We start from the raw sequence: 25,838 nt of genomic DNA, 5'->3' as shown, positions 1-25,838 counted from the left end.
TATGGGCGATCTTCCACTGATCTCGATCATCTGCGCACTCGCTGCCGCACTGCTCTTCGCGTGCGCGTCGGTAGCTCAACAGCGGGCCGCGTCGTCGGTGCCTGAGGGCGGCGCGCTGGTGGCGTCGTTGATCCGAAGTCCCCGGTGGTGGGCCGGCCTGATCGGCGACGGCGGCGGTTACGTCATGCAGGCCCTCGCGCTGGCACTCGGTTCGGTGTTGGTGGTGCAGCCGTTGATCGTGTCGTCCTTGTTGTTCGCGCTGCCGCTTTCGGCAAAGTTCTCGGGGATCCGGATCACTCGAACGGCTTGGACGTTTGCGGTCATGCTTGCCATTGCCCTGGCCGTCTTCCTGGTGGTCGGTGATCCCACCGAAGGCGACAGTAATGCTCCGTGGTCGGACTGGGCGGTGCCGCTGGCGATCACGGTCGGAGTGGCCGTCGTTGCCACCATCGGCGGCTTGTCCAAACTCGATGCCGGATGGCGCGCGCTGCTTCTCGGAGCCGCAGCGGGCATCTACTTCGGTATAGCCGTCGCATTCACGAAATACGTGACCGAGCTTCTGGAGCACGGTTTTGTCGGCGTAGTGAGCGCGTGGCAGACCTGGGCTCTCATCGCGTCGGGTGCTATCGGCGTGTATGTGCAGCAACGAGCGTTCCAGGTGGGTCCGTTGTCTGCGTCGTTGCCGGCCTTGACCATCGGCGAACCGATCGCGGCAGTGTTCCTCGGTATGACGGTTCTCGACGAGCGACTACGAGTCGAGGGCCTCGGGATTCTCGTCATCGGTTGCGCGGTGGCCGTCATGATCGTCACCACCATCGCGCTCTCGCGGTCGCAAGGACGCGAAACAATCGGCGTAACTGCGCCGTCGCCGGTAAGCTCGTGAAACGTGCAGTTCCTCGAAGGGCAACGCCCCCCATACGACCTGACCTACGACGATGTCTTCCTCGTCCCCAACCGGACTGACGTGACGTCCCGGTTCGACGTCGATCTTGCGTCGGCCGACGGCTCGGGAACCACCATTCCGGTTGTCGTCGCCAACATGACCGCAGTCGCCGGTCGCCGAATGGCCGAAACTGTCGCCAGGCGCGGCGGGTTGGTCATCATCCCGCAGGACATCCCCACCGAAGCGGTCGCCGAAACGGTGGCGTTCGTGAAGAGCCGTCATCTCGTCGCCGACACTCCGGTGACCCTGAGCCCCGAGGACGCTGTCTCCGACGCGTTGGCCTTGCTGCCCAAACGGGCGCACGGCGCGGTTGTCGTCGTCGAGGACGGCAAGCCGCTCGGCGTGGTCACCGAGGCTGCCTGCGCGGACGTCGACAGGTTCACTCGCCTTCGTACCGTCGCGATCACCGACTTCGTCACAGCACCGGTCACCGCAACAACGCGTGAGGTGTTCGAACTACTCGAAACCAAGCACGATCCGCTTGCCGTCATCGTCAACGACGACGGCACACTCGCCGGAGTTCTGACTCGTACCGGTGCAATTCGTGCCGGGATCTACGACCCCGCCGTGGATGCCAACGGCGCGCTGCGCGTTGCCGCGGCGGTCGGGGTCAACGGCGATGTGGGTGCCAAGGCCAAAGCGCTGGTCGACGCCGGCGCCGACGTCATCGTCGTCGATACCGCCCACGGACATCAGCAGCGCATGATCGACGCACTGACCACGCTCAAAGCTCTGGATCTCGGTGTGCCTCTGGTGGCCGGAAACGTGGTCTCCGCGCAGGGCACCCGTGATCTCATCGCCGCGGGCGCCGACATCGTCAAGGTCGGTGTCGGACCAGGCGCGATGTGCACAACACGCATGATGACCGGCGTCGGACGACCGCAGTTCTCGGCTGTTGCCGAATGCGCCGCGGCAGCACGCGAATTGGGCAAACACGTGTGGGCTGACGGTGGAGTGCGCCATCCGCGCGATGTAGCGCTGGCTCTGGCCGCGGGAGCGTCGAATGTCATGATCGGCTCATGGTTCGCCGGCACGTACGAGTCGCCGGGCGATCTCAAGGTCGATCAGGCCGGCAACGCGTACAAGGAGAGCTTCGGTATGGCGTCCAAGCGCGCCGTTGCTGCGCGCACCGCCACCGAGACGGCTTTTGATCGCGCCCGCAAGGGTTTGTTCGAGGAAGGCATCTCGAGTTCACGCATGCGGCTTGATCCCGAGCGTCCCGGCGTCGAGGATCTGATCGACCAGATCTGTTCCGGTGTCCGCAGTACCTGCACGTATGCCGGGGCGCGTTCACTCGAGGAACTGCACGACAAGGCAGTCCTCGGTGTGCAGTCTGCAGCCGGATTTGCCGAGGGACGGCCACTTCCTGCCGGCTGGTGAATCGGTAATTGTGACGAACGGCGGGTGCTCGGCTCCCAAAGCCCGGGCACTCGCCGGTATCATCGAACTTGGAAACAACAAATGAAACTCGGTCGGGTGCCAATCGGCAACCCGACCGAGCCCGCTAAAGCCGAGAAGTCATCGGCCCGACGAGAGGAACCCGGTGCCCGAGGCACCCACACACTTACCCGGCGCAACACCCGTCGTCATATCCGAGGAATCATCTGATTCCGCTGGTTCGGAGGGCTCCTCTAGCGAGCCGGGAGACAAACCCGGCGCACTTCGCTCTCCACTTGGGTGGCGATGATCGATGGACATCGCATTCACCATTCTCAGCCTGCTCGGCTTCATCGCACTGACCGCAGGCACCGCCCTCTTCGTGGCGGCAGAATTCTCACTTACCGCGCTCGAGCGCAGCACCGTCGACGAAGCTGCTCGTGACGGCGACCTCCGTTCGCGTCAGGTCCAGCACGCACACAAGACGCTCTCGTTTCAGTTGTCCGGTGCGCAGCTCGGCATCACGATCACCACACTCATCACCGGTTACCTGGCCGAGCCTGTTCTCGCCCGGTTCATCACCCCGGTCACGAAGGCCGTCGGGCTGAGCGAATCAGCAGCGTCCACAACGTCATTGATCCTCGCCCTGGTTATCGCGACCTCGTTCTCGATGATTTTCGGTGAGCTTGTCCCCAAGAACCTGGCAATTTCCAAGCCGATGCCGACGGCCCGCGCCACAGCTGGTTTGCAAGCCGGTTTCTCGCTGGTCTTCAAGTGGGCGATCAACGGTCTCAACGGAACCGCCAACTGGATCGTCAGGCGCCTGGGCATAGAGCCTGCCGAGGAACTGCGCTCGGCACGTTCCCCGCAGGAGCTCGGCTCGCTGGTGCGCACGTCGGCGCAGCGTGGTTCCATCGACGCGGGCACTGCACTTCTGGTCAACCGGTCGTTGCAGTTCGGTGACCGCACAGCGGAAGAACTCATGACACCGCGTGTGAAGATCGAATCACTCGAGTTGTCGGATACAGTCGCCGATCTCATCGTGACGGCGTCCCGTACCGGCTACTCGCGGTTCCCCGTTGTTCGCGGCGACCTCGACGACACCGTCGGAGTTGTCCACATCAAACACGCGTTCACGGTTCCCGCCGAGCGACGACGCACGACGCGAGTCGACAGCCTTGCGCAGCGCGTGCCGGTTGTCCCGTCGAGCCTCGACGGTGACGCCGTCATGGAACGCATCCGCTCGGACGGAATGCAGGTCGCACTCGTGGTCGACGAATACGGCGGAACCGCCGGCATCGTCACCATGGAAGACCTCATCGAGGAAATCGTGGGCGACGTGCGCGACGAGCACGACGAACCTGAACTCGACGTCCAGCGCGTCGGCGACGGATGGTCCTGCTCCGGGCTCCTGCGCATCGACGAAGTCACCTCAGCTACCGGGTACACCGCACCCGAAGGCGATTACGACACCCTCGGCGGCTTGGTGCTCACCGAATTGGGACGCATCCCCGACGAGGGCGACGAAGTGGCATTGCCCGACGTCGACGCGTCCGGCGATCACCGCGGCAAGTGGATTGCGCGAGTCACCTCGATGGACGGCCGTCGTATCGACCGCGTGACCATCACTCCGGTCCCCGGTGATGTCGAACCCGAATCAGCAGCAGAGCGCACAGAGGAGTCCGACGATGAATAACCTTCTCGGCGTTCTCCTCACCGTTGTACTGCTGGCAGGCAACGCGTTTTTCGTCGGCGCGGAATTCGCGCTGATTTCCGCTCGCCGCGACCGACTCGAAGCGTTGGTCGCCCAGGGCAAGAAGCGGGCACTCACCGTCATCAAGGCCGGCGAGAATCTGTCGCTCATGCTCGCCGCGGCGCAGCTCGGCATCACGATCTGTTCGATCCTTCTCGGTAAGGTCGCCGAACCCGCCATCGCGCATCTCCTCGAGGTGCCGATGGAAGCGGCCGGTCTGCCTGACGGATTGCTGCATCCGATTTCGTTTGCGATCGCACTGTCGTTGGTGGTTGTGCTGCACATCCTGCTCGGTGAGATGGTGCCCAAGAACATCGCGCTGGCTGGTCCGGAGAAGACTGCGATGCTTCTCGTGCCGATCCACCTGGCGTTCATCAAGATCGCGCGCCCGATCATCGCGTTCTACAACATCTGCGCTAACGGGATTCTGCGTCTGTTGCGAGTCGAACCGAAGGACGAACTCGATGTCACCGTCTCGGCGGTGGAGTTGTCCGCGATGATCGGTGAATCCCGCTCCGAAGGGCTTATCGACGCCGAAGAGCACCGCCGGTTGAAGCAGGCCCTCGAATCGACCGATCGCACGGTGTCGGAAGTGCTGATCACTCTCGACAAGGTGCGGACCATCCCGCTCACCCCGACCGGCACCACGCTGGGCGACATCGAGCGGGCCGTCATCGAAACGGGCTACTCGCGGTACCCCGTCCGAGCTGCCGACGGCACTCTGGCCGGATACGTGCACCTCAAGGACGTGCTCGACGAGGTTCTCGACGAAGCTGCCGGGCCGGATACCGTCGTACCCACGTCGGATATCCGTCCGTTGCCCGTCGTTCCGCTCAGCACGCCGCTCGCCGAAGCGTTGGCAGGCCTGCGCCGCGCCAGCTCACACCTCGGTGCCGTCACCGATGCCGACGGCATTGTCATCGGCATCGTGGCATTGGAAGACCTCCTCGAGGAGTACGTCGGCACCGTCCGCGACGGCACTCACCGCGGAACCGATGCTGTTCCGGGACAACGGAACAACTGATCCATGACACGTTCGGTGGATACACTCGCGCTCGCACACAGCGAGTGGACGGCTCGGCAAGCTCTGCACTTCGAAAAAGTGGAGCAGCTTGTCGGGCCGCACCGGGCGCGTCGCAGTGCCGGTATTTCTCACCCGGTGCATGATTTCCTGTTCACGTACTACAACTTCAAGCCCGCGCAGCTTCGACGCTGGCACCCCGGATACGGCGTAGCGCTGGAGGCCGGATCCGAGTACGCAGAGTTCTCGGGGTATCGCGTCGACGAATCCGGTTGCGCGAGCGTCGATCGATCCGTGCTCGAGCGTCGACTGCCCACGGTCGAATTCGTCTGGAATCTGTTGAATCAGACCTCTTCGCGCCCCGCTGTGCTCGGTTGCTTCGGTTTGCACGAGTGGGCGATGGTGTACCGGGGCGGCGAGGAAGCGATCCGCCATCAGTCTGTTCCGCTGCGACTGGGATTCGCGGGTACCGACGCCGTAGTGGAATCCTTGCCCCTCAAATGCACTCACTACGACGCGTTCCGCTTCTTCACTCCGGACGCGGCTCCGAAGAATGCGCTCAACCTGATTCGCGACACGCAGATCGACTACGAGCAGCCCGGATGCCTGCACGCCGGGATGGATCTCTACAAATGGAGCTTCAAACTTCTGCCGCTCGTCGATTCCGATCTGGTGATGGCCTGCTTCGAGCACGCACTCCTGGCGCGTGAACTCGACATGCGCGCCAGTCCCTACGATCTGCGCGACTACGGATACTCCCCCATAGCCATCGAAACACCGGCTGGCCGTGCCGAATACGTGCGGCAGCAACAGCAGTTGGCGGAGAGGGCCGCCCCGCTGCGCGCTACGCTGGCCGAACGGTGCCGGGACCTGCTCGGTCGCTGACCTCCCGAAAGGCATCGAATGGAGCACGGTTACGGGTTCTATCTGGACGAGTACCAGCGCGATGTCGGAGCGCACGTCCACTCCTCGATCACCTGTCCCGAGTCCGGGGGTTACCTCTCGGCGCACCTACCGGTGTTCGACCTCGCTGCCGGATCAGTGGCCGCATTTGCGTCGGCGATAGACCGCTCGCCACTGGTTGATCGCACGCCATGGACCCTCGATCCCGAACGCATCGCCGCGTCCTTCTCCAGTGACCGACTACTGCGGATAGGCGGACAACCCGTCGACGCGTTCTCGGCGTACTCGGGCTTCTTTGCCGCCCGCGACGGCTGGGTGCGCACCCACGGCAACTACCCGCACCATCGCGACCGACTACTGTCCATCCTCGAACTGGGTTTCTGCGCAACCAAAGACGATGTAGTGCAACGGATATCCGCGATCGACGCCATCGAGATCGAACAGCGCGCCGCAGACGCCGGGGCTATCGCTGTCCGTGTCCGTACCGAGAACGAATGGCGTCTGAGCGAGCAGTACGCCACAGCGCGGTCGGCGCCGCTCGTAACCATCCGAGTCCGGGACACCGAAGGATCACCCACGCATTCGCCCCGATTGCGTGTTCTGGACCTCACCCGCGTCATTGCCGGACCTGTCGCAACACGCGCGCTGGCTCTACTCGGCGCCGACGTCCTGCGCCTGGATCCCCCAGGCATGCCGGAGATCGAATGGCAGCACCTGGATACGGGGCACGGAAAGCGTTCGGCACTTCTCGACCTGAAGAGCGAAGAAGGCTCCGCACGTTTCCGCGGACTTCTCGACGCCGCCGACGTGCTGGTGACCGGGTACCGGCCAGGCGCCCTCGAGGCACTCATCGGGCACGAACTCCCCGCGCACCTGATTCACGGACGGGTCAGTGCGTGGGGCTGGGACGGACCGTGGGCAGATCGACGCGGATTCGACTCCATCGTGCAAGCCGCCTCGGGGATCTCGTTCCTCGAAGGTGGCGACAAGCCTGGTGCGCTCCCGGCCCAAGCGCTCGACCACGCAACCGGATACTTCCTCGCGGCCGCCGTCGTGGACGCGCTGACCTTGCGAAGACAGGACGGGCTCGGTCGCGATGTCGACGTGGCACTAGCTCGGACCGGGGTCCGACTGCTCGATGCTCCGGGCCGAACCCTGCAACCCGGGCCGGCTAGGACGCCAGGGCCAGATGTTGTTGTCAGTCATGGTGAAGTCACCACCGCGCGGCCGGCGCTGGCCGAGTTCGACGACTATCCGCGACCAGCACAGAAGTGGGGCAACGACGTTGCCGCGTGGGCGCGCTGAGATAGTGACGCATTCAGGGCAAGATGGACATGTGAAGTCGCATACGTACACCCTGGATCTGCAATGGACAGGCGATCTGGGAACCGGAACATCCAGTTCACAAGCCTATTCGCGGGACCATTCCGTATCAGCTGCGGGCAAACCCGAACTCCTCGGCAGTTCCGATCCCGCTTTTCGTGGCGACCCGGAGCGGTGGAACCCCGAAGAACTGCTGGTCGCATCGCTCGCTCAGTGCCACATGCTCTGGTATCTGGGACTGGCGGCCGCTGCCGGAGTCGTTGTGCTCGACTACACAGATCAGCCGGTCGGCACGATGATCGAGGAGGCGGATGGTGACGGCCAGTTCATCGAAGTAACCTTGCATCCAACGGTTTTGGTGTCCGACGCATCGATGGTCGACAAGGCTGAGGCTCTACACGGCCCCGCTCACGCGAAATGCTTCATCGCGCGGTCTGTGAACTTCCCTGTCCTGAACGCGCCTACCACGGTGGCTGCGACCGATGAATAACCGTCACAAGCTGATTGTCGACGTCGACACGGGCATCGACGACTCGCTGGCCCTGCTGTATCTGCTGGCCAGCCCCGAAGCCGAGATTCTCGGGATCGCGAGCACCGCCGGAAACGTCCCCGTGGAACAGGTCGCGGCAAACAATCTCAACTGGCTCGAGCTGTGCGGAGCCCCCGACATCGAGGTTGCCCTGGGCGCCACCGTGCCCCTGGTGATCCCGCTACGGACCACCGAGGAAACCCACGGACCGCAAGGTATCGGTCATGCGGTACTCCCCGATTCCGGGCGAGAGTTGTCGGTACGTACCGCCACCGAATTGTGGGTGGACCTGGTTCGTGAATATCCCGGTCAGATCACAGGTCTGGTGACCGGTCCCCTGACGAACCTTGCCCTCGCGATCCGGATCGAGCCCGACCTCCCACGTCTGCTGAATCGATTGGTCGTGATGGGCGGATCGTTCAACTACCCGGGAAACACCACGCCTACCGCCGAATGGAACGTCTCCGTCGACCCACACGCAGCCAAGGAAGTGTTCGACGCGTTTTCCGGTGTCCCGGCGCACCGGCGTCCGATCATTTGTGGACTTAATGTCACCGAGTCGATCGAGATGTTCCCGGAACACGTCCGTCGGCTTGCCGAAGCGGCTGGGAGCACCCCGGCCGAGATCATTTCCCCGGACGACGGACCGGACGTCCGCAGCGCCGCGTCCAACAGCGTCATCCGGCACCTGTCCGACGCCATCCGGTTCTACATGGAGTTTCATCGGGAGTACGACCAGGGATTCCTCGCGCACATGCACGACCCGTTTGCCGCTGCGATTGCCTTGGACCCGACGATGGCCACACTGAGGCCGGCAACCGTGGATGTCGAAACCGAGAGCCCACTTCTGATCGGAACCACCGTCGCCGACTGGGTCGGACACTGGAAACGTGACCCCAATGCGGACATCGCCATCAGCACTGATCCGGTGAAGTTCTTCGATGAACTTGTCCAACGGGTGGGACGGTTCGCTCGCGCCGTGGGTTGAAATTCGCTGTCAACGGTTATGCTCGCTAGGAACAGAACCCACAAACGAGATAAAAGGACCCCACCGTGCAGATATCCAGCTCCGATGCCTCGCCGGCATTCGCGCTCGGATTGATGGCGTTCTGGCCCACTCGTCGTAGCGCATGCTTCGATCAGGCGTGTTGCTGAGCGGCGATTTCTCGCTGCCTGCACCCCTGACTTTGTCGCTTCTTCGCTCGGAGTCTGTCTTCTCATGTTCAACCTGCTGTTGTTCACACTTGTCGGTGCCGGCGCTCAACTTGTCGACGGCGCACTCGGAATGGCGTTCGGTGTCACCGCAACCACCCTGCTGATGATCGGCGGGCTCGGGCCTGCCCAGGCCAGTGCCGCTGTGCACCTTGCCGAGGTCGGAACTACCTTGGCTTCGGGTCTGTCGCACTGGAAGTTCCAGAACATCGACTGGAAGTTGGTCGCCAAGCTCGGTGTTCCGGGTGCAATAGGCGCATTTGCCGGTGCGACGGTTTTGTCCGGCCTGTCTACCGAAGCAGCGGTCCCCATTACGGCGACAATCCTCCTCGCGATCGGTGTCTATGTCGCGCTGCGTTTCTCGGTCCGCCCACCCGCGACCGCCCATGCTCGCAGTACACCGCACACTGCTCGGTTCCTATCCCCGCTCGGTCTGTTCGGAGGATTCATCGACGCCTCCGGCGGCGGCGGTTGGGGCCCTATCACCACCAGCACCCTGCTCTCGCGTGGCAAAACTGCTCCGCGCACCGTGATCGGTTCGGTCAGCGCGTCGGAGTTCCTGGTCGCATCAGCAGCGTCGTTGGGCTTCCTCGTCGGGCTTGGCCGCGAATCTGCCGGCAATCTCCTGGTTGTCGCCGGCCTGGCACTCGGCGGAATCATCGCAGCTCCAGCCGCCGCCTGGCTGGTCAGTAGAGTTCCCGCCACCTTGCTCGGCACTGCCGTCGGCGGTGTGATCGTGCTGACCAATACGCAGAAACTGTTCAAGTCCTTCGACATCACCGGCGCTGTGACGGTGCTCGGATACGTCGCAATCATCGGCGCCTGGGCCGCGTTGCTGGTCTACGCGTGGCAGCGGTCCAAGCTCACCGCAGCCGAAGCCCAAGGCGAGTTCGCCGGTATCGAACTGGCCGTCGAGAAAGAAATCACGGAGCCGACGGTCGCGCCCGAGAAGCGATAAGTTCAGCTGCCGAAGAGCGATCCCGTCTACGAACCGGCATTCAACGAAGAAAGACGACGAAGTCGGAATATCCCTCGTTCACCCGATTAACACCGGCTAGGATCCTTGTGAACAAACGGTAGTAGACGACAAACCGTTCACATGGCGCGAAAGCTGCCGATATAAGGAGTCCGCTCTGGTGATCGGTAAGGACCGCCACAATTGGTCGTCAATTCCTGACCGGCGCGCCCACCCCGAGTCGATTTCGCACCAGCCGCAATTCACGAAACTCGATAAATATGCCGCGCTGACCATTATTCGCGCACCGATCGGTTACGGGAAATCCACCCTTGTCGCCTCGTGGTTGCGCACCATTCGCGCGACTGAGCGCATTTCCGTCTGGATCCCTGAGCCCGCTCCATCCACGACGGCCCGTGAATACTGGGCACACGCGCTGCAAAGGTTCGTCAGCGCCGGAATTGTCTTTCCGAATCCTGTGATCGAGCAAGAGCAAGACCCATTCACCGCGATAGTTCGGATGCTCCGCGACAACTCGCGCCCGGTCATTCTTGTATTGATCAGGCCGGACAAAGTGGATGGCAAGTTGGACGAAAGCCTCGCCGACCTCGTCAAGTATTGCCGATGCGTCAATCTCGTTGTGACCTTGACGGGGCGCACCGTGTTCCCCGAACCGCATTTGCTCGATCTCGATCAGGAATCGATCAGCGCGCACGACCTTCTCTACACGCTCGAGGATACTACGAGCGTTCTCGAAGGTTCCGGTGCACATATCGTTCCCGGCGAAACCGAACATATTTACTCAATGACCGGCGGGTTGCCAGTTTTGGTACGCCGTTCGATTTCGGTACTCAAAAACCTTCCAACTCAGGTCGGACGCGAACACCTTCTCCGGCATAACCTACGACGAGTAATCCAGCACTACACCCAGGAATCTATCGCGGCCGAGGCGCACCTGGTCGGACACTACGATCTTGTCGTCGCTACGGCAGCAGCCCGTGAGCTCACCGTTGATACCGTCATGCACTTGCTCGAATCTTCCGAATCCTCTCAGCGCATTCGGGATCGACTCGTTGCGCTCGAAGCTGCCGGGGTTCTCTCGTATGTCGACACCGAGGTCGTGGAAACCTGGAGACTGGCACCGGCGATCCGACAATCCATCCTGACGTCCCAACCCTCCGGGGGAAGTGATCCGGCCGCTCGCCTGTCATACCTATCGCGCGCTCAACTCGATGCCGGACAACACGCGTCTGCGCTCGATTATGCAGTCGAGGCACAGGACTGGCCGCTTGCAGTCGACATTCTCGACAAGCACTGGGCGACGATGATCGCGGACAACCTCGAGTTGGTTCGCTCTGCCTTCCAGCAGATTCCGCCCGAGTCCACCGACAAGCACTCGAGCTTCCGGGCCGCACGCAATCTCTACCTGCAACATCCCGACGAGCAGGTGACCTTCGGGACCTCACTCCCCGATTCGGCTGATGAGTTACGCGAACTCGGGGCGAGTGCCGATGCCGTGTCAGCTCTCACCATCGGTTGCATCCAGGCTCTGATGCTCATGCACGTCGGCGAATACGATCGCGCTGCAGATGTCACCGTGCGTCTGATCGAACTGAGCCGCTACATCACTGAGACCGATCGGCACGACATCAGCGATCGACTTTCCACCATGCGAGCGCAATGGGCAATCACCTTTCAACTGAACGGCCGACTTGCCGAATCGACAGGCCTAGCGCGAATGGCCTACTGGAGCGGGAAATCGCAGCGCATCGACTACATCGCGCGAAGCGCCGCCGGCACAGCGGCGCTGAACTGGGCGGTAGTCGGTGAACTGCGCCGCGCACGGCAATGGTTGGATCTCGAAAACCAACATCGAAACGTCGAGATCAAGATGCAATCCCAGGTCAAGGTTGCCGGATTAACGGCCGGCGCCTTGGTGTCCCTCGATTCACTCGATTTCGAAGATGCCGAACGGGCACTGACCGAACTTGGGCACCCCACCGAGAACGATGCACTCTATGCGGACGAATTCTGGGCGTTCACCGTCTACGCCCGCAGTCAGTTCGCCCTCAGCAACAGTGACGCGTTCTCAGCGTTGTCGTTGCTGCGCAGAACAGTCGCTGCCCACTCCGCGCAGTGCAATCCGACGTCCATTGCCGAGCCACTGATGCTGTCCACCGAGATCGATCTACTTCTAGCCCTCGGCGAAGGAAACCAGGCCGCGTCACTTGCAGAGGGCATCGCCGATCCTGGAAGCAGCCCGTGGACCCTGGTGTCGGTCGCACGCGTCCGACAGCGTATGGGCCAGAACAAATCGGCGATCATCCTGTGCAATCAGTACCAGTGGAATGGCGAGCCGTGCCCGCGCGCACAGATGGAATCCCTTCTGGTTCAAGCAGTTGCACATTCGGAACTCGGTGAGCATCATCGTGCAATCGAGGCGTGGTCCTACGCCTGCGCTATCGCAGACCAGACCGGACTGTTGCGCCCCTTCTCGACCATCGCCGCCGAAGATATCGAGAAGCTGGAAGCGGCCGCATCCACGCGATCGAAGGCACTCGAGAAATTTACGAATGTCGTTACCCCGGAATCGTTTCCGAAGTCCGTGCACATTGTCATCCTGACCGGTGGAGAACAACGGGTCCTCGCACTACTTGCCCTCGGCATGACCTCCGTTTCGATGTCCAGACAACTTCATGTCTCCGCCAACACGATCAAGTCGCAATTGCGTTCCCTGTACAAGAAACTGGACGCACACAATCGCGACGAGGCACTGGCGAAGGCACATGCATTACAGCTCCTCTGACGTTCGACATCGGTCGTCTCACGGACTCTGTTGTGCACCGCACCTGCAGAAACAGCACGGTCGTTGCACCTCCTCGAAAATGAGGAGTCGCAACGACCGTGCCTGACTTCCAGTGCTACTTGTCGCTTCCGTCGAATGCGTCCAGAATCCGTTGAGCAGCCAACGCCGCAGTCAACGATCCTTCGCGTACGCTTCGTTCGACATCGGCACGAATCGCGCGAACGTGCTCGTTGGCCGAAAGTCGGCGCAGCAGTTGGTCGTTCACCATCGTCCAGGTCCAGTCGACCTGTTGCTTCCGACGCTTCTCCTCGAACTGACCCGCCTCGGTCAACACCTCACGGTGCTTGGTGACAGTTCCCCAGAACTCGTCCAGGCCAAGACCTTCGAGACCGCTCATCGTGATGACGGGCGGCTTCCAGATAGCGTCGTGCGGGTAGATCAGACGAAGCGCTCCCGCAAGTTCGCGGGCAGCGCCCTGCGCCTCGCGCTCATGCTTGCCATCGGCCTTGTTGACCGCGACCAGATCTGCGAGTTCCAGAACACCCTTCTTGATGCCCTGCAACTGATCTCCGGTACGAGCGAGGGTCAGGAACGTGAAGCAGTCCACCATGTTGGCAACAGTGACTTCGGACTGCCCGACACCCACTGTCTCCACCAGGATGACGTCGAAACCGGCAGCTTCGAGAAGCACGATGGTCTCGCGGGTTGCCTTGGCAACACCACCGAGCGTGCCGGACGTCGGTGATGGCCGGATGTACGCGTTCGGTTCGACGGTAAGCCGAGCCATGCGCGTCTTGTCGCCGAGAATCGAGCCGCCGGTGCGGGTGGACGACGGATCGACCGCCAACACCGCAACCCGATGTCCCTTGCCCAGCAAGTACATTCCGAGCGCGTCGATGAACGTCGACTTGCCGACGCCGGGAACGCCGGTGATGCCGATGCGGTGCGCTCCCCCGGCTTCGGGCAGCAACTTCAGCAGTAGTTGCTGCGCGAGCGCCCGGTGATCGTCGCGTGTGGATTCGACGAGGGTGATCGCCCGGGCGAGGCCGGCGCGCTGATTTGCGCGCACGGCCTCGGCAAGGGAATCAACAGATGGCCTAGCAGCCGGCGTCGGCGTGTCGATGGGCTGTGCCATCTTCAGTCAACCCCTTCTCAGCTGCGATCGTGACCCAATTGGACGGCCAGCTTCTCCAACAATCCGCTGGCAGCGTCGGCGATGACGGTTCCGGGCGGGAAGATGGCAGCAGCGCCGGCTTCGTAGAGTTCGTCGAAGTCGCCGGGCGGGATGACTCCGCCGACCACGATCATGATGTCGGGGCGACCGGCCGCAGCCAGCGCTTCCCGCAGTGCCGGCACCAAGGTGAGGTGACCGGCTGCCAACGACGACACACCGACTACGTGGACGTCGTTGTCGGCCGCCTGATTGGCGACCTCTTCGGGGGTCTGGAACAGCGGTCCGACGTCGACGTCGAATCCGATGTCCGCGAAGGCCGTGGAGATGACCTTCTGGCCACGGTCGTGACCGTCCTGGCCCATCTTCGCAACGAGGATGCGGGGACGACGTCCCTCGTCCTCGGCGAACTTCTCGACCAGTTCCATTGCCTTGCTGATGTTGCTCACCGATCCTGCCTCGTCTCGGTACACACCACTGATGGTGCGGATCTCGGCCTGGTGGCGTCCGTACACCTTTTCGAGGGCGTCGGAAATCTCGCCGACGGTAGCCATAGCGCGAGCGGCAACAACTGCGAGGGCGAGGAGATTGTTCTCCATGCCGCCTTCGGTGGATGCGGCGGCGCGGGTGAGGTTCGCGAGTGCGGCCTCGACGGCTTCCGGATCACGTTCCGCGCGAAGACGAACCAGCTTCTCGAGCTGTTCCTTGCGCACCTTGGAGTTCTCGACCTTGAGAACTTCGATGGTGTCGACCTCGTCGGGAACGTACTTGTTGACGCCGACCAACGGCTGCCGACCGGAGTCGATGCGCGCCTGCGTGCGAGCAGCAGCTTCCTCGATGCGCAGCTTCGGGATGCCTTCGTTGATGGCCTGAGCCATTCCGCCGGCTTCCTCGACCTCTTCGATGTGCTTACGTGCCCGGTTGGCGAGCTCGTTGGTGAGCCACTCGACGTAGTACGAGCCGCCCCACGGATCGATGGGCCGAACCGTACCGGACTCCTGCTGCAGCAGCAGCTGGGTGTTGCGGGCGATGCGGGCGGAGAAGTCCGTCGGCAGTGCGATGGCCTCGTCGAGTGCGTTGGTGTGCAGTGACTGCGTGTGTCCCTGGGTGGCAGCCATGGCCTCGACGCAGGTACGCGGAACGTTGTTGAAGACGTCCTGCGCGGTCAGCGACCAGCCCGAGGTCTGCGAGTGGGTACGCAGCGAGAGCGACTTCGCGCTCTTGGGATCGAACTTGGCAACAAGCTCGGCCCACAGGAGGCGTCCGGCGCGGAGCTTGGCGACCTCCATGAAGAAGTTCATGCCGATGGCCCAGAAGAAGGACAGGCGCGGTGCGAACTTGTCGATGTCCATACCGGCGTCGAGGCCGGCGCGAATGTACTCGACGCCGTCAGCGAGGGTGTATGCCAGTTCCAGATCGGCCGTCGCTCCGGCTTCCTGGATGTGGTAACCCGAGATGGAGATGGAGTTGTACTTCGGCATTTCCGCACTCGAGTACGCAAAGATGTCCGAGATGATCCGCATCGAGGGCTTGGGCGGATAGATGTAGGTGTTGCGAACCATGAACTCTTTGAGGATGTCGTTCTGGATCGTTCCGGCCAGCTTGTCCGGAGTGACACCCTGCTCGCCTGCCGCAGCAACGTACAGCGCGAGAATCGGCAGCACAGCGCCGTTCATCGTCATCGAGACCGACACCTGCGAAAGGTCGATTCCGTCGAAGAGTTGACGCATGTCGAGGATGGAATCGATTGCGACACCGGCCATTCCGACGTCACCGGCAACGCGGGGGTGATCGGAGTCGTAGCCGCGGTGGGTCGCGAGGTCGAACGCGACCGACAGGCCCTTCTGACCGGCCGCGAGGTTACGACGGTAGAACGCATTCGATTCGGCGGCAGTGGAGAAGCCGGCGTACTGGCGAATGGTCCACGGCTGGTTCACGTACATGGTCGGGTAGGGACCACGCAGGAACGGAGCAGCACCCGGGAAGCTGTCGAGCGGGTAACCGGACTCGGCGGCGGCCGCGCGGTCTGCACCGGTGTACACCGGCTTGACGTCGATGCCCTCCGGCGTGGACCAGACAACCTGCTCAGCAGCGTAGTTGTTGGCGGTGGCACCCTCTTCGATGAGGGCCTGGGTCTGCTCGACCGACGGTGGTGTGGGTGCCGGAGACTGCGGGTCCTCGAGTGGGACCTCGGCGAAACTGCCGATCACGTGCTTGACCTCTCGTGTCGTCACTTGGAGCTTCCCGTCTCGATGAAGTCGAGCAGTTCGGTCAGAGCCGATACTGCGTCGATGCGGGCTGTGAGGAATCCGTCCGGACGCGAATCGCCCGCGGCATCGCCGACGGCCTTTTCCGGGCCGGCCAGCAGCACCTTGGTGATACCGGCAGCGCGCAATTCTGCGACGGCCGCTGCGGCGCTCTCGCCGTAACGCTTGTCCGTGCCACACAGCACGGCGACGGTGGCGCCGGATGCCTTGACTGCAGCGGAGATGGCTTCTGCGCCTACCTCGAGCGGACCGGGGTTGACTGCGTCGATACCGCCCGAAGCGAGAAGGTTCGACGCAAACGTGGTGCGCACATTGTGTTCTGCAACCGAGCCCAGCGGCGCGAGCAGCGCAGTGGGGCGGGCGCCGCCGGAAGCGAGGAATGCGTCCGAGCGGTCACGAAGCGCTTCGAACGCAGCCGCGTACCGGGCGACGGACTGGCCGGGCTCGACGGCCTCGGCGGAAAGCGGTGTTTCGCCGAGGTTCGGGAACTCGTTGACACCGGTGACCGTGGTCTTGCGGTGTGCGATGTCGGAGTCGCGCTTGGCCTTGGTAGCGGCGATGCGATCGGAGACGATTCCCGCTTCGAGTGCAGCCAGATATCCGCCGGCTGCTTCGATTTCCTGGAAGAACTCCCAGGCAGTCGCGGCGATCTGCTGTGTCAGGTCTTCGACATACCAGGAGCCGGCCGACGGATCGAGCACGCGGCCCAGGTGCGACTCTTCGAGCAGCAACAACTGTGTGTTGCGGGCGATGCGTGAGGAGAACGACTTGCTGACGCCGAGGGTGCCGTCGGCCAGGGCGACGTCGAACGGAAGAACCGTCACCGCGTCTGCTCCACCGACACCGGCGCCGAATGCGGCGAGGGTGGTGCGCAGCATGTTCACCCAGGGATCGCGCTGAGCCATCATCGCGGCGGACGTGACAGCGTGCTGTGGTGCGCCGCCGAAGTCGGATGCGCCGCAGACCTGAGCGATGCGGGCCCACACGAGACGTGCGGCACGGAACTTCGCGATGGTCTGGAACTGATCGTCGGTTGCCGAGTAACGGAAAGCCAACTGCGCCAACGCAGCACCGATGGTCAGATCGCCGTCTGCGGTAAGCGCGCGGAGGTATTCGAGACCGGCTGCGACGGCCGCTCCGAGCTCCTCGGCGTCACCGGCGCCGGCATTGTGGAATGCCGTGCCGTCGACGGTGATGGCCCGCACCGATTCGGCGCGAGCGTCAGCGGCGACAGCTAGCTCGACTGCTTCTGTCAGCTCGACGTCGGCTGCGCCGGAGAAGGAACTCGTCAGCGGTGCCGTGCCGAGGTTGATGCGGATGCTTGCGCGATCGCTGACTCCGTCACCGGCTTCAGCGCGGGCATCGAGCAGTGCCAGGATCGCGCGGGCGGCGGCGCTTGCTTCGGCGCCGGCATCGAGTGTGAGCGGAGCGAGATCGAGGAGCACGCCCTCGAGCGCCGAATTCAGATCGTCGACGGAGTCGACGGAGACGCCACCGAGTCCGGCTTTGAGCCAGATCGCACTGACACCGTTCTCGAGTGCGTCGAGGATGGTCCGGTTGGTGTCTGCGGCGGAAGCGGTTCCGAACTGAGCCGAAACCAACCAGCCTGCATTGACGTCGCGATGAGCGTCGACTCCGCGGACGTACGGGAAGCTACCGGGCAGGGTCTGCTCGGGGCGCTCGTCGCGTGGGCTGTAGAGCGGTGCGACAGTGACGCCGTCGTATGTGACGGTTTCGAGCAGTTTCTGCGGCTCGGGGCCTAGTTCTGCGGCGTCGACTCGACGGGACTTGGCGAGCACTCCGGCGACGGAGCGTTGCCACTCCGCATATGCCTGCTCGACAGCCTCGGCTTCTGAAGCTAATGACACTGTGTCCGCTGCCTCTCGTTGTGCGTAAGCGTTATACCTGTTATCGGAACTGTTCATCGAATTGCTCGTTATGGCTGTGATGCTAACCCGCCTTCGGACGTGCTTATCGTGAGGATCACGTCACGTTCGCGGCGAAGGGGTCTGCTAAGGCCGCCCGACAACTTGCCTACCGGCTGGTACGGCAAGGATTGGCGCGCAGCCCCGATCCTTACCTAGCGATTGTTCAGCGCGTTTACGAGTTACCGGCGAGTTGGTTTCACTGGGCGGGACCTACTGCGTCACCCACACCCGAAGGGTAGTGGTTTTCATCACATCACGCTGGTAGGGGCACCCGGTTTCCGGACGACTGGGCCGCATACGTCGGGATTCCTCACGCGCACCGGTAGCCTTGTGCCCTGTGATGGGGCGCCTGCTGGACCGAAGATTGATCGCGATTGTCCTGCTGGTACTCGCGCTCTTCGTGGCGGCATTCCTTGCGCCGCACCCGTCGGTATCTCAGGTCCGGGAGTGGGCAGATTCCATCGGACCAATGTTTCCGCTCGTGTTCTTTCTTGTTCATTCCCTGGTTACCGTCGCGCCCTTTCCTCGGACGGTGTTCACCCTCAGCGCCGGCGTGCTGTTCGGATCGGCGACAGGTATCGCTCTCACCGTCGCGGCAACCACAGTCAGTGCCATCCTGGCTCTGTATCTCGTCCGCGCCATCGGCCGAGAGGTGGTCTGGCAACGGATATCGAGTCCGACAATCAGGCGAGTGGACGAGCGGATCGAGAAACGCGGATGGCTGGCCGTTGGGTCCCTGCGCTTGATCGCGTTCGTCCCGTTTTCAGTGGTGAACTACTGCTGCGGCATTTCGTCGATCCGCCTGGTGCCCTACGTGATCGCCACAGTGGTGGGAATTTTGCCCGGCACGATCGGAATCGTCGTACTCGGCGATGCCCTGTCCGGCGAAGCCGACCCTCGCTTGCTTGTGCTGTCAGGAATCTGCATTGCCATCGGCATCGGCGGATTGCTGTTCGACGCTCGCAAGACATCTGCGGAACTGCACCAACCGTCCGATGGCCAAGCTCTGACGGGTCAAACTCTGGAGGTTGATAGTGATAAGTCAACTTCTAAAGATTGACATAGAGAAGTCAACCTCTTAATGTTGACTCATGTTCGTACTGACAGTCGACCAGCGCAGTAGTCGCCGCGATGTCGACCGTGTCGAGGAAGTCCTTCGGGATCTCGCGTCCGCTCCCCTCGTTCGAGGGTTCGAACGGACAGCAGGCGACGAGATTCAAGCAGTCACCGACGATCCCCAACTCCTGGTCCACCTGGCGCTCGAACTACTGCGACGCGAATACTGGAGTGTCGGAATCGGAATCGGCCCCGTCGAAGAACCACTTCCCGCTCAGACTCGCGCCGGGCGTGGTCCGGCATTCGAAGCGGCACGCATCGCCGTCGAACGTGCCAAGAAAGCCCCCGCGCGTATCTCCGTCGAGCAGGCCCCAGCCGACGGCGACCTCGCTGAACTTGCCGCGGACATCGACGGCGCCCTGACCATGCTTGGCACGATCATGCTTCGGCAAACACCTGACGGACGTGCGGCTATCGCATTGATGGACGACGGCCTCACCCAGGTCGCCGCCGCCGAACGGCTCGGAATCACCAAGCAGGCCATGTCGAAACGCCTGCTCACCGCCGGCTGGCAAGCCGAACTTGCCGGCCGACGACTCGCGCAGCGGCTACTTGTCCGAGCCCAGACCTACACTGCTCGCACCACACACTGACAGGGGCGCATTACATGGTTGTTCTGGCACTGATCGCGCTTGCAGTTGCAGCCGCAGCACCGCTGATTGCGGCTGCGCTGCCAAAACTGAGCGGCGGCCACGTCCAGGTTCCCGAATGGGTATCCGCCACCGTGGCTCTGCCTGCCCTCGGGGTTGCGGCGCTGGCCGCGAGTCGGACCACACCGGTCACGGGATTTGCGCTCGGAGCGACACTTGTCCTGTGTGTCCTGGCTTCGGCGACGGCGGGTGCTCCCGTGGTTTTGGCCACGTTCAAGGTTGCGAGACGGCAACCGGACGGCAGCCCCGCACCCAACGCGGGTCCATTGCGCGGTGGCCGCGTCATCGGAGTCCTCGAGCGCATCGCCGTCGCCGTGTCCATTCTGGCTGGTTGGCCGGAAGGTATCGCAATCGTGTTGGCGGTCAAGGGATTGGCCCGGTATCCCGAACTGCGTGAACCCCATGCCTCGGAACAGTTCATCATCGGAACCTTCGCCAGCGTCCTCTGGGCGATTGCTGTCTGCGGAACAGGAAAAGCGCTGATCACGTAGTTCCAGTGATCAGCGCTTTTCGAAATTGTTCAAACGTTGGTGACGCGGTCCGCCGACGGGCGGCTAGTGACGCGGTCCGCCCTCCGGCGGCTGGTCTTGATACGGGTATTTCTGCTGGAAATCTCCAGGTTCCGGCTCCTGCTGGAACTGCCCGGACCATTGGCTTTCACCTGGCGCCGGCAGCGCCGGGTCGGTGAACTGCGGGGCGCTTTCGCGCTGTGCGCGAACCGCTGCCGCCGGATCCTCTACTGGCGTCCGGGCCGCGATTTCCGCAGCGCGGACAGCTTCGGCGATAGCCGGGTCGGACTTTGTCTCGAACCATTCGGCTACCTCGTCGGAATCGTCCTCCGGGCTGGGCAGGTTCTCTTCCGCCGCGGGCGGTTCGTACCGGAACACGCCGTCATCGCCTGGTGCACCCAGTGTTTTTGCGAAACCCTTGAGTGCGTCGCCGAAATCGCTCGGCACCAGCCACACTTTGTTCGCGTCACCCTGCGCCATCTGAGGCAACGTCTGAAGGTATTGGTACGCAAGCAGTTCCGGCGTCGGCTTACCCGACTTGATGGCGGCAAAGACCTTCTCGATGGCCTTGGCTTCACCTTGCGCCTGCAAATACTTGGCAGCGCGATCACCCTGCGCGCGAAGGATTTGCGACTGACGCTCGCCCTCGGCGTTGAGAACGGAGGCCTGCTTGTTGCCTTCAGCTGACAGGATCTGGCTCTGCTTCGCACCCTCAGCGGTCTTGATCGCAGCTTCGCGGTGCCCCTCAGCCGTGAGAATCATGGCGCGCTTCTCGCGGTCGGCCTTCATCTGCTTTTCCATCGACTCCTGAATCGACGGCGGCGGATCGATGCTCTTGAGTTCGACGCGTGCGACCCGCAGGCCCCAGCGGCCGGTTGCTTCGTCGAGCACACCACGCAACTGACCGTTGATGGAGTCACGCGAGGTCAGCGTCTCTTCCAGCGTCATACCGCCGACGACGTTACGCAGAGTCGTCGTGGTCAACTGCTCGACCGCGGCAATGTAGTTGCTGATCTCGTACACCGCAGCTTGCGGATTGGTGACCTGGAAATACACCACGGTGTCGATGGACAACGTCAGGTTGTCCTGCGTGATCACCGGTTGCGGCGGGAAGGACACAACGCGTTCGCGCAGATCTACCTTCGCTCGCACCCGATCCGCGAAGGGGATCAGAAATGTGAGCTGACCCGACACTGTTTTCGAGTACCGACCGAGTCGCTCGATGACCGCGGCTTCCGCCTGCGGTACCAGTGCTACCGATTTCGCAACCACCAAGATCACGAAAAGCACCAAAACACCAAGAACTATAAGTGCTGCCATCTTTTTACGGTCCCCTCCAGACAACTGCTGTTGCCCCGTTGATTTCCATCACCGTCACCGTTGTCCCCGCTGGATACACGTCAGCGCTGTCGAGCGGGCGAGCCGTCCATATCTGACCGTCCAGCTTGACCTGACCGGCATGCTCGCCGACCTCTTCGAGAACGACGGCACGTTTACCTTCGAGCGCTTGAATTCCCATCGGAGTGGGCGGCGGAGTCCCGAAGCGTCGCAACAGGAAAGGCCGAACACCGAGAATGAGCACTCCCGAGAACACGCCGAACATGACGGCGTCGACCCACACGGGAAAATCGGTGACCGAACTGACACCGGCAGTAGCAAGCGCCCCACCGGCGAGCATCAGCAGAAAGAAATCTCCTGCCAGTGCTTCCGCGCCGGCGAGCACAAGTGCCCCGACAAGCCAAAGAAGTGCAGCCACAACACCATCTAACCAGAGAGTGTGATCTGCGCCGCGCCTACGTCAGGTTCGGCTCGGTGACAAAATCGACAAGCTGTTCGACGGCTCCGATCAGCGGAGCTTCCAGATCGCGGAAGCTCTCCACCGCGTTGTACACACGTCGCCACCCTTCCTGAGGTGTCCCCCAGCCGAGTTCGCGGCAAATCCCCGTCTTCCAGTCCTCACCGCGCGGAATCTTCGGCCAGGCAGCAATTCCAACGGACTTCGGCCGGACCGCTTCCCAGACGTCGATGTACGGATGGCCCGTCACCAACACGTTCGGGCCGAGGCCCTGCGTCAGTTGCGTTTCCTTCGAGCCGGTAACCAGGTGATCGACAAGAACACCGACTCGTCGCCCGGGACCTGGGCCGAACTCCGCAAGTCGCTCCCCCAGGTTGTCCAAGCCCTCGAGGTGTTCGACAACTACACCTTCGACGCGCAGGTCGTGTCCCCACACCCGTTCCACCAGGGCTGCGTCGTGGACACCCTCCACCCAGATCCGGCTGGGAAGTGCTGTGCGAGCGCGTAATCCTTCAACCCGGGTCGAGCCTGACGCGGACCTCGCCGACTGTGCCGACGCCGCCTTCGGTGCCGGTCGCACCAACGTCACGGGTGCGCCGTCGATGAGGAATGCAGCCTCACGCATCGCAAACAGTCGCTTCTGCGAACGGCCGTCCTCGAGCCGAACAAAATCACCGTCGTACGTGCGCTCGAATCCGACGACCGCGCCGCAGAATCCCGTTGCCGCATCCTCGACGACGAGGTCGCGCTCGGCCGCCACCTGGGGCACTTGACGTTTCTGGGTGCGGGCATGGCCCGCGAAGATGTCACCGTATCCGTTTCCACCGCTCACGCCGGATAACGCTAGGTGACAACGCCCAAGGGGCACAGGTTGCCACGCCGAACTAAACTCTTCTGTCATGAGTTCTCCCAGCGCAACGCTCACCGTGTGGGCAGCATCATGGCTCGCCGGCGACAGCGCCCCGGACGACGTCATCGATGCGCTCGTGGCGTGGGCGCCGATGCATTTGATCGGTGCCGCCGACGCGGATACCGCGTCGGCCCTCGGACTCGACTGGCCGGGTATCACCGACGGTGGCGCGCCGATGTTGCTCCGGGTGCTGCGACGCGCCGGGAACATCTCACCGACCGACTTACGATTGGCGCTACCTGCCCCGGGTGATGTGCGCGGGCTGCCTGCCGGTACGGGCTTCGCCGCAGCCGCGTTGGGCTCCGGTGAGGGTGTCCTGGTCGGCGCTGCGGGATCTGCGGGAATCGGGCTTGTTCCCGTGCATGAAGGTCCCGACGTTCTGCGCTGGACGGTGTACTCCGTGCCGACCGTGACGGGGCCGGCCGAGTATGTCGGTCTCGGAGAAGCCGAATATTCGATGCGCGAGGCCGTTCGCGACGCCGCCGCGGCGTTGCTGTCGCTTCAGACCGTCCCCACCGGCACTCCGGGTGACGATGCCCGGGCCGCAATTGCCGATGCACTCTCCGACCTGGCGCATCACCGCTACCCCGATTCCCTTGCACCTCGGGCGCTGCAAGTCCTCGACAGCGCCGATCAGGTTGCCGCCATTTTGACTGTGGCCGAGCATGATTCGACCAACCAACCACCCAGCATCTCCGCTGTCCATGCCCGAGAATCCTTGTTGCGGCCGCTGTGGGCCGCGGTGCGATCCGCTCGAACAGCAGCGGTGGCGAGTGCCTCCTCACACCACCCGGCGGGCGAAAACTAGACAGCGACAGTCACCGATCACAACTTGCGAACGAATTTTCGACGTTTCTCCGCGAACCCGTTGCGATCACCGAACATGTCGCTCTTCATTTCCTCGAGCTCCCGCTGTTCGTACGGCGCGACCGGATCGAGTGCGAGCCGCGATCGTTTCTTCTCGAGCATCGCTTTCCGCCGATCCCCGACGAGAAGGTCTGTTGCGATCTTGTTCAGCCACGACTCGAAACGAATCGGATCGCGAGGCCCGATGGCATCAACAAGTCCGATCTGTCGAGCCTGACCGATGCTGATGGGTTGACACTCCGAAAGCAGCCGCCGAGCCTGGTAGTCACCAACCCGGACGGGAAGCGTGTACGTGTGCAATTCCGAGCCGAACAAACCCATCGTGGCGTAGTGCGGATTGAGAACTACACCGTCCCGGGCTGCGACGACGTCGGCACCGAGTGGAAGCATGACGCCGCCGGCGCCGGCATTTCCGGTGAAGGCGGCAACGATCACCTGGTCGACGCAATTGACGATCTGGTTCGCGACCGAGTTGATGGCCTTGATGTTCGACCACGCTTCACCGGCCTGATCGGCGGCGGCCTCGATCACATTGAGGTGAATACCGTTGCTGAATCCGCTGTAATCACCGGTCAACACCAAAACCTTGGTATCAAGTTCGATGGCCCAGCGCAGACGATCGGCTAACCGTCGGCACTGCGCGGTGCTCATCGCGCCGTTGTAGCAACGGAAGGAGAGGTAGCCGATGTCGCCGTCCCGGTGGTAATCGATACCCGGGTAGCGACTGTCTTGCACCTGCGGAACAAAGGTGCCTGGGCGAACCACGGCTGTCGCCGGGAGCTTGAAACCTGCCGGACCTTCAGGGCGCGCTTGGCCGATCCAGACGGTCCCGGCGCCGGTGGCAACACGGATTGCCTCGTGGTGATACTCGAGAATGGTGCCGGGGTCGGCGTCGACATGCGCGTCCAGGTGCGCGTCGTAGACAAATACACGGTCGAGTCCCAATTCGGTGTTCACACCGGGAAAACCGTCCGCCGCATTGATCGCGCGCATGATGCTCGGTGCGTCCTGTGACCACGAGAATGCGCGATCTGCTTGTTTCATGACCGGCCGCGTCTTGGCGGAGGCTACCGGCCGCGGTACCGATTCCGAGGTAAGCGGCACAAAATCCGGAGTTCCGAACTTGTCGACTACTTCCTGGATGCACTCCACCGCTGCGGCGGTAACCGCATCGTTGTAGACCGCAGATTTGGGGGCACCGGCGCACAGGTCGAAGGTTCGCCACGCCCACACCGGTCCACCGTCGAGTTCCTCGCGAGCTTGTAATGCCGTGACGCCCCAGGTGCTCTCGCCATCCGCGATCGCCCAGTCCAGCGAAGAGGGACCTCGATCCCCTGGCGGTCCGGGATGGATGATGATCGTCGTCCGTCTTCGCCAAATCTCTTCCGGTATATAAACTTTCAGATACGGGCAGATGATGAGATCGAAGTCGTCAGGTGCAGTGGCCACGAGCGCCGACTCCGCGTCCGACACCACTGCCGTCCGCACTCGATGGCCGGCCTCGCGCAACACCAGCGCCGCCCGCTGCGACAGCCCGTTGTCCGAGGTGACAAGAAGTAGCACCGTGCGCGTCGGCGTCGGCGTCGGCGTCGGCGACTCGCTTGGCTGGTTTCGGGCAAACAGGCCAGCAGCGACAGTGCGCAATCGCTGCCCGCTCACCCAACCGCTACGTTGCCTAGATGTTGCTGGTGGTGACATCACGTCATTCGAGGCAACCGTCAGCGACACAGCTGACGAGATCGCCCTGGGGGTCGAAACCATGAATTCCCCTGCTTGCATAGTCGGGTATCAACGGCGTAGACC

At 62.8% G+C, this 25,838-nt stretch carries 21 protein-coding genes; 14 read left to right on the top strand and 7 right to left on the bottom strand.

Features of this window, described 5'->3' with window-relative positions:
- Window position 1: 1 nt before the first annotated feature.
- The 10 genes from RG2_RS13955 to RG2_RS13905 all read left to right on the top strand — a co-directional run bounded on the left by RG2_RS13955 (window position 2) and on the right by RG2_RS13905 (window position 12,822).
- On the top strand, window positions 2–883 hold the full coding sequence (locus RG2_RS13955) for a DMT family transporter (RefSeq protein ID WP_033232055.1): 882 nt from the start codon (window positions 2–4) through the stop codon (window positions 881–883).
- A gap of 3 nt (window positions 884–886) precedes the next feature.
- A complete protein-coding gene (guaB1, locus tag RG2_RS13950; RefSeq protein WP_033232056.1) occupies window positions 887–2,323 on the top strand; it encodes a GMP reductase in 1,437 nt (478 codons plus the stop codon).
- 310 nt (window positions 2,324–2,633) lie between these two features.
- Window positions 2,634–4,016 carry a hemolysin family protein gene (locus RG2_RS13940; RefSeq protein ID WP_033232057.1) on the top strand — a complete coding sequence of 461 codons (1,383 nt, stop codon included), beginning with the start codon at window positions 2,634–2,636 and terminating at the stop codon, window positions 4,014–4,016.
- Window positions 4,009–5,097, top strand: coding sequence for a hemolysin family protein (locus tag RG2_RS13935; protein WP_033232058.1), 1,089 nt, complete (start codon window positions 4,009–4,011; stop codon window positions 5,095–5,097). Before RG2_RS13940 ends, RG2_RS13935 begins: the two co-directional genes overlap by 8 nt.
- A 3-nt stretch (window positions 5,098–5,100) precedes the next feature.
- A complete protein-coding gene (locus RG2_RS13930) occupies window positions 5,101–5,979 on the top strand; it encodes a hypothetical protein (RefSeq protein WP_033232059.1) in 879 nt (292 codons plus the stop codon).
- Between the two features lie 18 nt (window positions 5,980–5,997).
- Complete coding sequence (locus RG2_RS13925) at window positions 5,998–7,302, top strand: CoA transferase (RefSeq protein ID WP_033232060.1); 1,305 nt, start codon at window positions 5,998–6,000, stop codon at window positions 7,300–7,302.
- A 31-nt stretch (window positions 7,303–7,333) separates the two neighbouring features.
- Window positions 7,334–7,810 carry an OsmC family protein gene (locus tag RG2_RS13920; RefSeq protein ID WP_033232061.1) on the top strand — a complete coding sequence of 159 codons (477 nt, stop codon included), beginning with the start codon at window positions 7,334–7,336 and terminating at the stop codon, window positions 7,808–7,810.
- Entirely contained in the window at window positions 7,803–8,837 is a 1,035-nt protein-coding gene (locus tag RG2_RS13915) for a nucleoside hydrolase (RefSeq protein ID WP_033232062.1), read from the top strand. The genes RG2_RS13920 and RG2_RS13915 overlap by 8 nt, the downstream gene beginning before the upstream one ends.
- A gap of 231 nt (window positions 8,838–9,068) precedes the next feature.
- On the top strand, window positions 9,069–10,019 hold the full coding sequence (locus RG2_RS13910; RefSeq protein ID WP_033232063.1) for a sulfite exporter TauE/SafE family protein: 951 nt from the start codon (window positions 9,069–9,071) through the stop codon (window positions 10,017–10,019).
- A 178-nt stretch (window positions 10,020–10,197) separates the two neighbouring features.
- Entirely contained in the window at window positions 10,198–12,822 is a 2,625-nt protein-coding gene (locus RG2_RS13905; protein WP_033232064.1) for a LuxR C-terminal-related transcriptional regulator, read from the top strand.
- Between the two features lie 115 nt (window positions 12,823–12,937).
- Here the strand turns inward: RG2_RS13905 and meaB are convergent, their stop codons facing one another.
- The 3 genes from meaB to mutA are packed head-to-tail and all read right to left on the bottom strand — an operon-like array spanning window position 12,938 to window position 18,128.
- Window positions 12,938–13,957: a methylmalonyl Co-A mutase-associated GTPase MeaB gene (gene meaB / locus RG2_RS13900; protein ID WP_051730336.1), complete on the bottom strand. Its 1,020-nt coding sequence runs from the start codon at window positions 13,955–13,957 to the stop codon at window positions 12,938–12,940.
- A gap of 17 nt (window positions 13,958–13,974) precedes the next feature.
- Window positions 13,975–16,227 carry a methylmalonyl-CoA mutase gene (gene scpA, locus RG2_RS13895; RefSeq protein ID WP_033232065.1) on the bottom strand — a complete coding sequence of 751 codons (2,253 nt, stop codon included), beginning with the start codon at window positions 16,225–16,227 and terminating at the stop codon, window positions 13,975–13,977.
- Window positions 16,224–18,128, bottom strand: a complete 1,905-nt coding sequence (gene mutA, locus RG2_RS13890) for a methylmalonyl-CoA mutase small subunit (protein ID WP_033232066.1) — start codon at window positions 18,126–18,128, stop codon at window positions 16,224–16,226. The genes scpA and mutA overlap by 4 nt, the downstream gene beginning before the upstream one ends.
- Window positions 18,129–18,528: 400 nt before the next feature.
- Here mutA and RG2_RS13885 point away from each other — a divergent pair, with 400 nt between their 5' ends.
- From RG2_RS13885 to RG2_RS13875, 3 genes are read left to right on the top strand one after another with little or no spacing between them, the layout of a single operon-like run.
- Entirely contained in the window at window positions 18,529–19,248 is a 720-nt protein-coding gene (locus tag RG2_RS13885) for a TVP38/TMEM64 family protein (RefSeq protein ID WP_033232067.1), read from the top strand.
- 31 nt (window positions 19,249–19,279) lie between these two features.
- Window positions 19,280–19,897 (top strand): hypothetical protein, encoded by a 618-nt coding sequence (locus RG2_RS13880; protein ID WP_033232068.1) that lies wholly within the window; start codon window positions 19,280–19,282, stop codon window positions 19,895–19,897.
- Between the two features lie 14 nt (window positions 19,898–19,911).
- Window positions 19,912–20,445, top strand: coding sequence for a hypothetical protein (locus tag RG2_RS13875; protein WP_033232069.1), 534 nt, complete (start codon window positions 19,912–19,914; stop codon window positions 20,443–20,445).
- A 63-nt stretch (window positions 20,446–20,508) separates the two neighbouring features.
- Here RG2_RS13875 and RG2_RS13870 read toward each other — a convergent pair whose 3' ends face one another.
- The 3 genes from RG2_RS13870 to RG2_RS13860 are packed head-to-tail and all read right to left on the bottom strand — an operon-like array spanning window position 20,509 to window position 23,090.
- Window positions 20,509–21,783, bottom strand: coding sequence for an SPFH domain-containing protein (locus tag RG2_RS13870; RefSeq protein ID WP_033232070.1), 1,275 nt, complete (start codon window positions 21,781–21,783; stop codon window positions 20,509–20,511).
- 4 nt (window positions 21,784–21,787) lie between these two features.
- Window positions 21,788–22,219: an NfeD family protein gene (locus RG2_RS13865; protein ID WP_033232071.1), complete on the bottom strand. Its 432-nt coding sequence runs from the start codon at window positions 22,217–22,219 to the stop codon at window positions 21,788–21,790.
- A gap of 37 nt (window positions 22,220–22,256) precedes the next feature.
- Window positions 22,257–23,090: a DUF3097 domain-containing protein gene (locus tag RG2_RS13860; protein WP_033232072.1), complete on the bottom strand. Its 834-nt coding sequence runs from the start codon at window positions 23,088–23,090 to the stop codon at window positions 22,257–22,259.
- A gap of 67 nt (window positions 23,091–23,157) precedes the next feature.
- On the opposite strand from RG2_RS13860, the gene RG2_RS13855 reads away from it, so the two are divergent.
- Window positions 23,158–23,976: an Rv1486c family protein gene (locus tag RG2_RS13855; RefSeq protein ID WP_033232073.1), complete on the top strand. Its 819-nt coding sequence runs from the start codon at window positions 23,158–23,160 to the stop codon at window positions 23,974–23,976.
- 17 nt (window positions 23,977–23,993) lie between these two features.
- Here the strand turns inward: RG2_RS13855 and RG2_RS13850 are convergent, their stop codons facing one another.
- Complete coding sequence (locus tag RG2_RS13850) at window positions 23,994–25,796, bottom strand: enoyl-CoA hydratase-related protein (protein WP_051730337.1); 1,803 nt, start codon at window positions 25,794–25,796, stop codon at window positions 23,994–23,996.
- Between the last annotated feature and the right edge of the window lie 42 nt (window positions 25,797–25,838).

Source organism: Rhodococcus globerulus NBRC 14531, assembly GCF_001894805.1.
GTDB classification, from domain to species: Bacteria; Actinomycetota; Actinomycetes; order Mycobacteriales; family Mycobacteriaceae; genus Rhodococcus_F; species Rhodococcus_F globerula.
Note: the sequence above shows the minus strand (reverse complement) of the source record. Positions and strands in the feature narration are given on the sequence as shown.

What these genes read in the sequence shown, in the direction of transcription:
- RG2_RS13915 (WP_033232062.1), top strand. Translation starts at nt 7,803, where the DNA reads ATGAATAACCGTCACAAGCTGATTGTCGACGTCGACACGGGCATCGAC.
- RG2_RS13925 (WP_033232060.1), top strand. Translation starts at nt 5,998, where the DNA reads ATGGAGCACGGTTACGGGTTCTATCTGGACGAGTACCAGCGCGATGTC.
- RG2_RS13870 (WP_033232070.1), bottom strand. Translation starts at nt 21,783, where the DNA reads ATGGCAGCACTTATAGTTCTTGGTGTTTTGGTGCTTTTCGTGATCTTG.
- RG2_RS13935 (WP_033232058.1), top strand. Translation starts at nt 4,009, where the DNA reads ATGAATAACCTTCTCGGCGTTCTCCTCACCGTTGTACTGCTGGCAGGC.
- RG2_RS13855 (WP_033232073.1), top strand. Translation starts at nt 23,158, where the DNA reads ATGAGTTCTCCCAGCGCAACGCTCACCGTGTGGGCAGCATCATGGCTC.
- RG2_RS13875 (WP_033232069.1), top strand. Translation starts at nt 19,912, where the DNA reads ATGGTTGTTCTGGCACTGATCGCGCTTGCAGTTGCAGCCGCAGCACCG.
- RG2_RS13850 (WP_051730337.1), bottom strand. Translation starts at nt 25,796, where the DNA reads ATGGTTTCGACCCCCAGGGCGATCTCGTCAGCTGTGTCGCTGACGGTT.
- RG2_RS13955 (WP_033232055.1), top strand. Translation starts at nt 2, where the DNA reads ATGGGCGATCTTCCACTGATCTCGATCATCTGCGCACTCGCTGCCGCA.
- RG2_RS13940 (WP_033232057.1), top strand. Translation starts at nt 2,634, where the DNA reads ATGGACATCGCATTCACCATTCTCAGCCTGCTCGGCTTCATCGCACTG.
- RG2_RS13910 (WP_033232063.1), top strand. Translation starts at nt 9,069, where the DNA reads ATGTTCAACCTGCTGTTGTTCACACTTGTCGGTGCCGGCGCTCAACTT.
- RG2_RS13885 (WP_033232067.1), top strand. Translation starts at nt 18,529, where the DNA reads ATGGGGCGCCTGCTGGACCGAAGATTGATCGCGATTGTCCTGCTGGTA.
- RG2_RS13880 (WP_033232068.1), top strand. Translation starts at nt 19,280, where the DNA reads ATGTTCGTACTGACAGTCGACCAGCGCAGTAGTCGCCGCGATGTCGAC.
- RG2_RS13930 (WP_033232059.1), top strand. Translation starts at nt 5,101, where the DNA reads ATGACACGTTCGGTGGATACACTCGCGCTCGCACACAGCGAGTGGACG.
- meaB (WP_051730336.1), bottom strand. Translation starts at nt 13,957, where the DNA reads ATGGCACAGCCCATCGACACGCCGACGCCGGCTGCTAGGCCATCTGTT.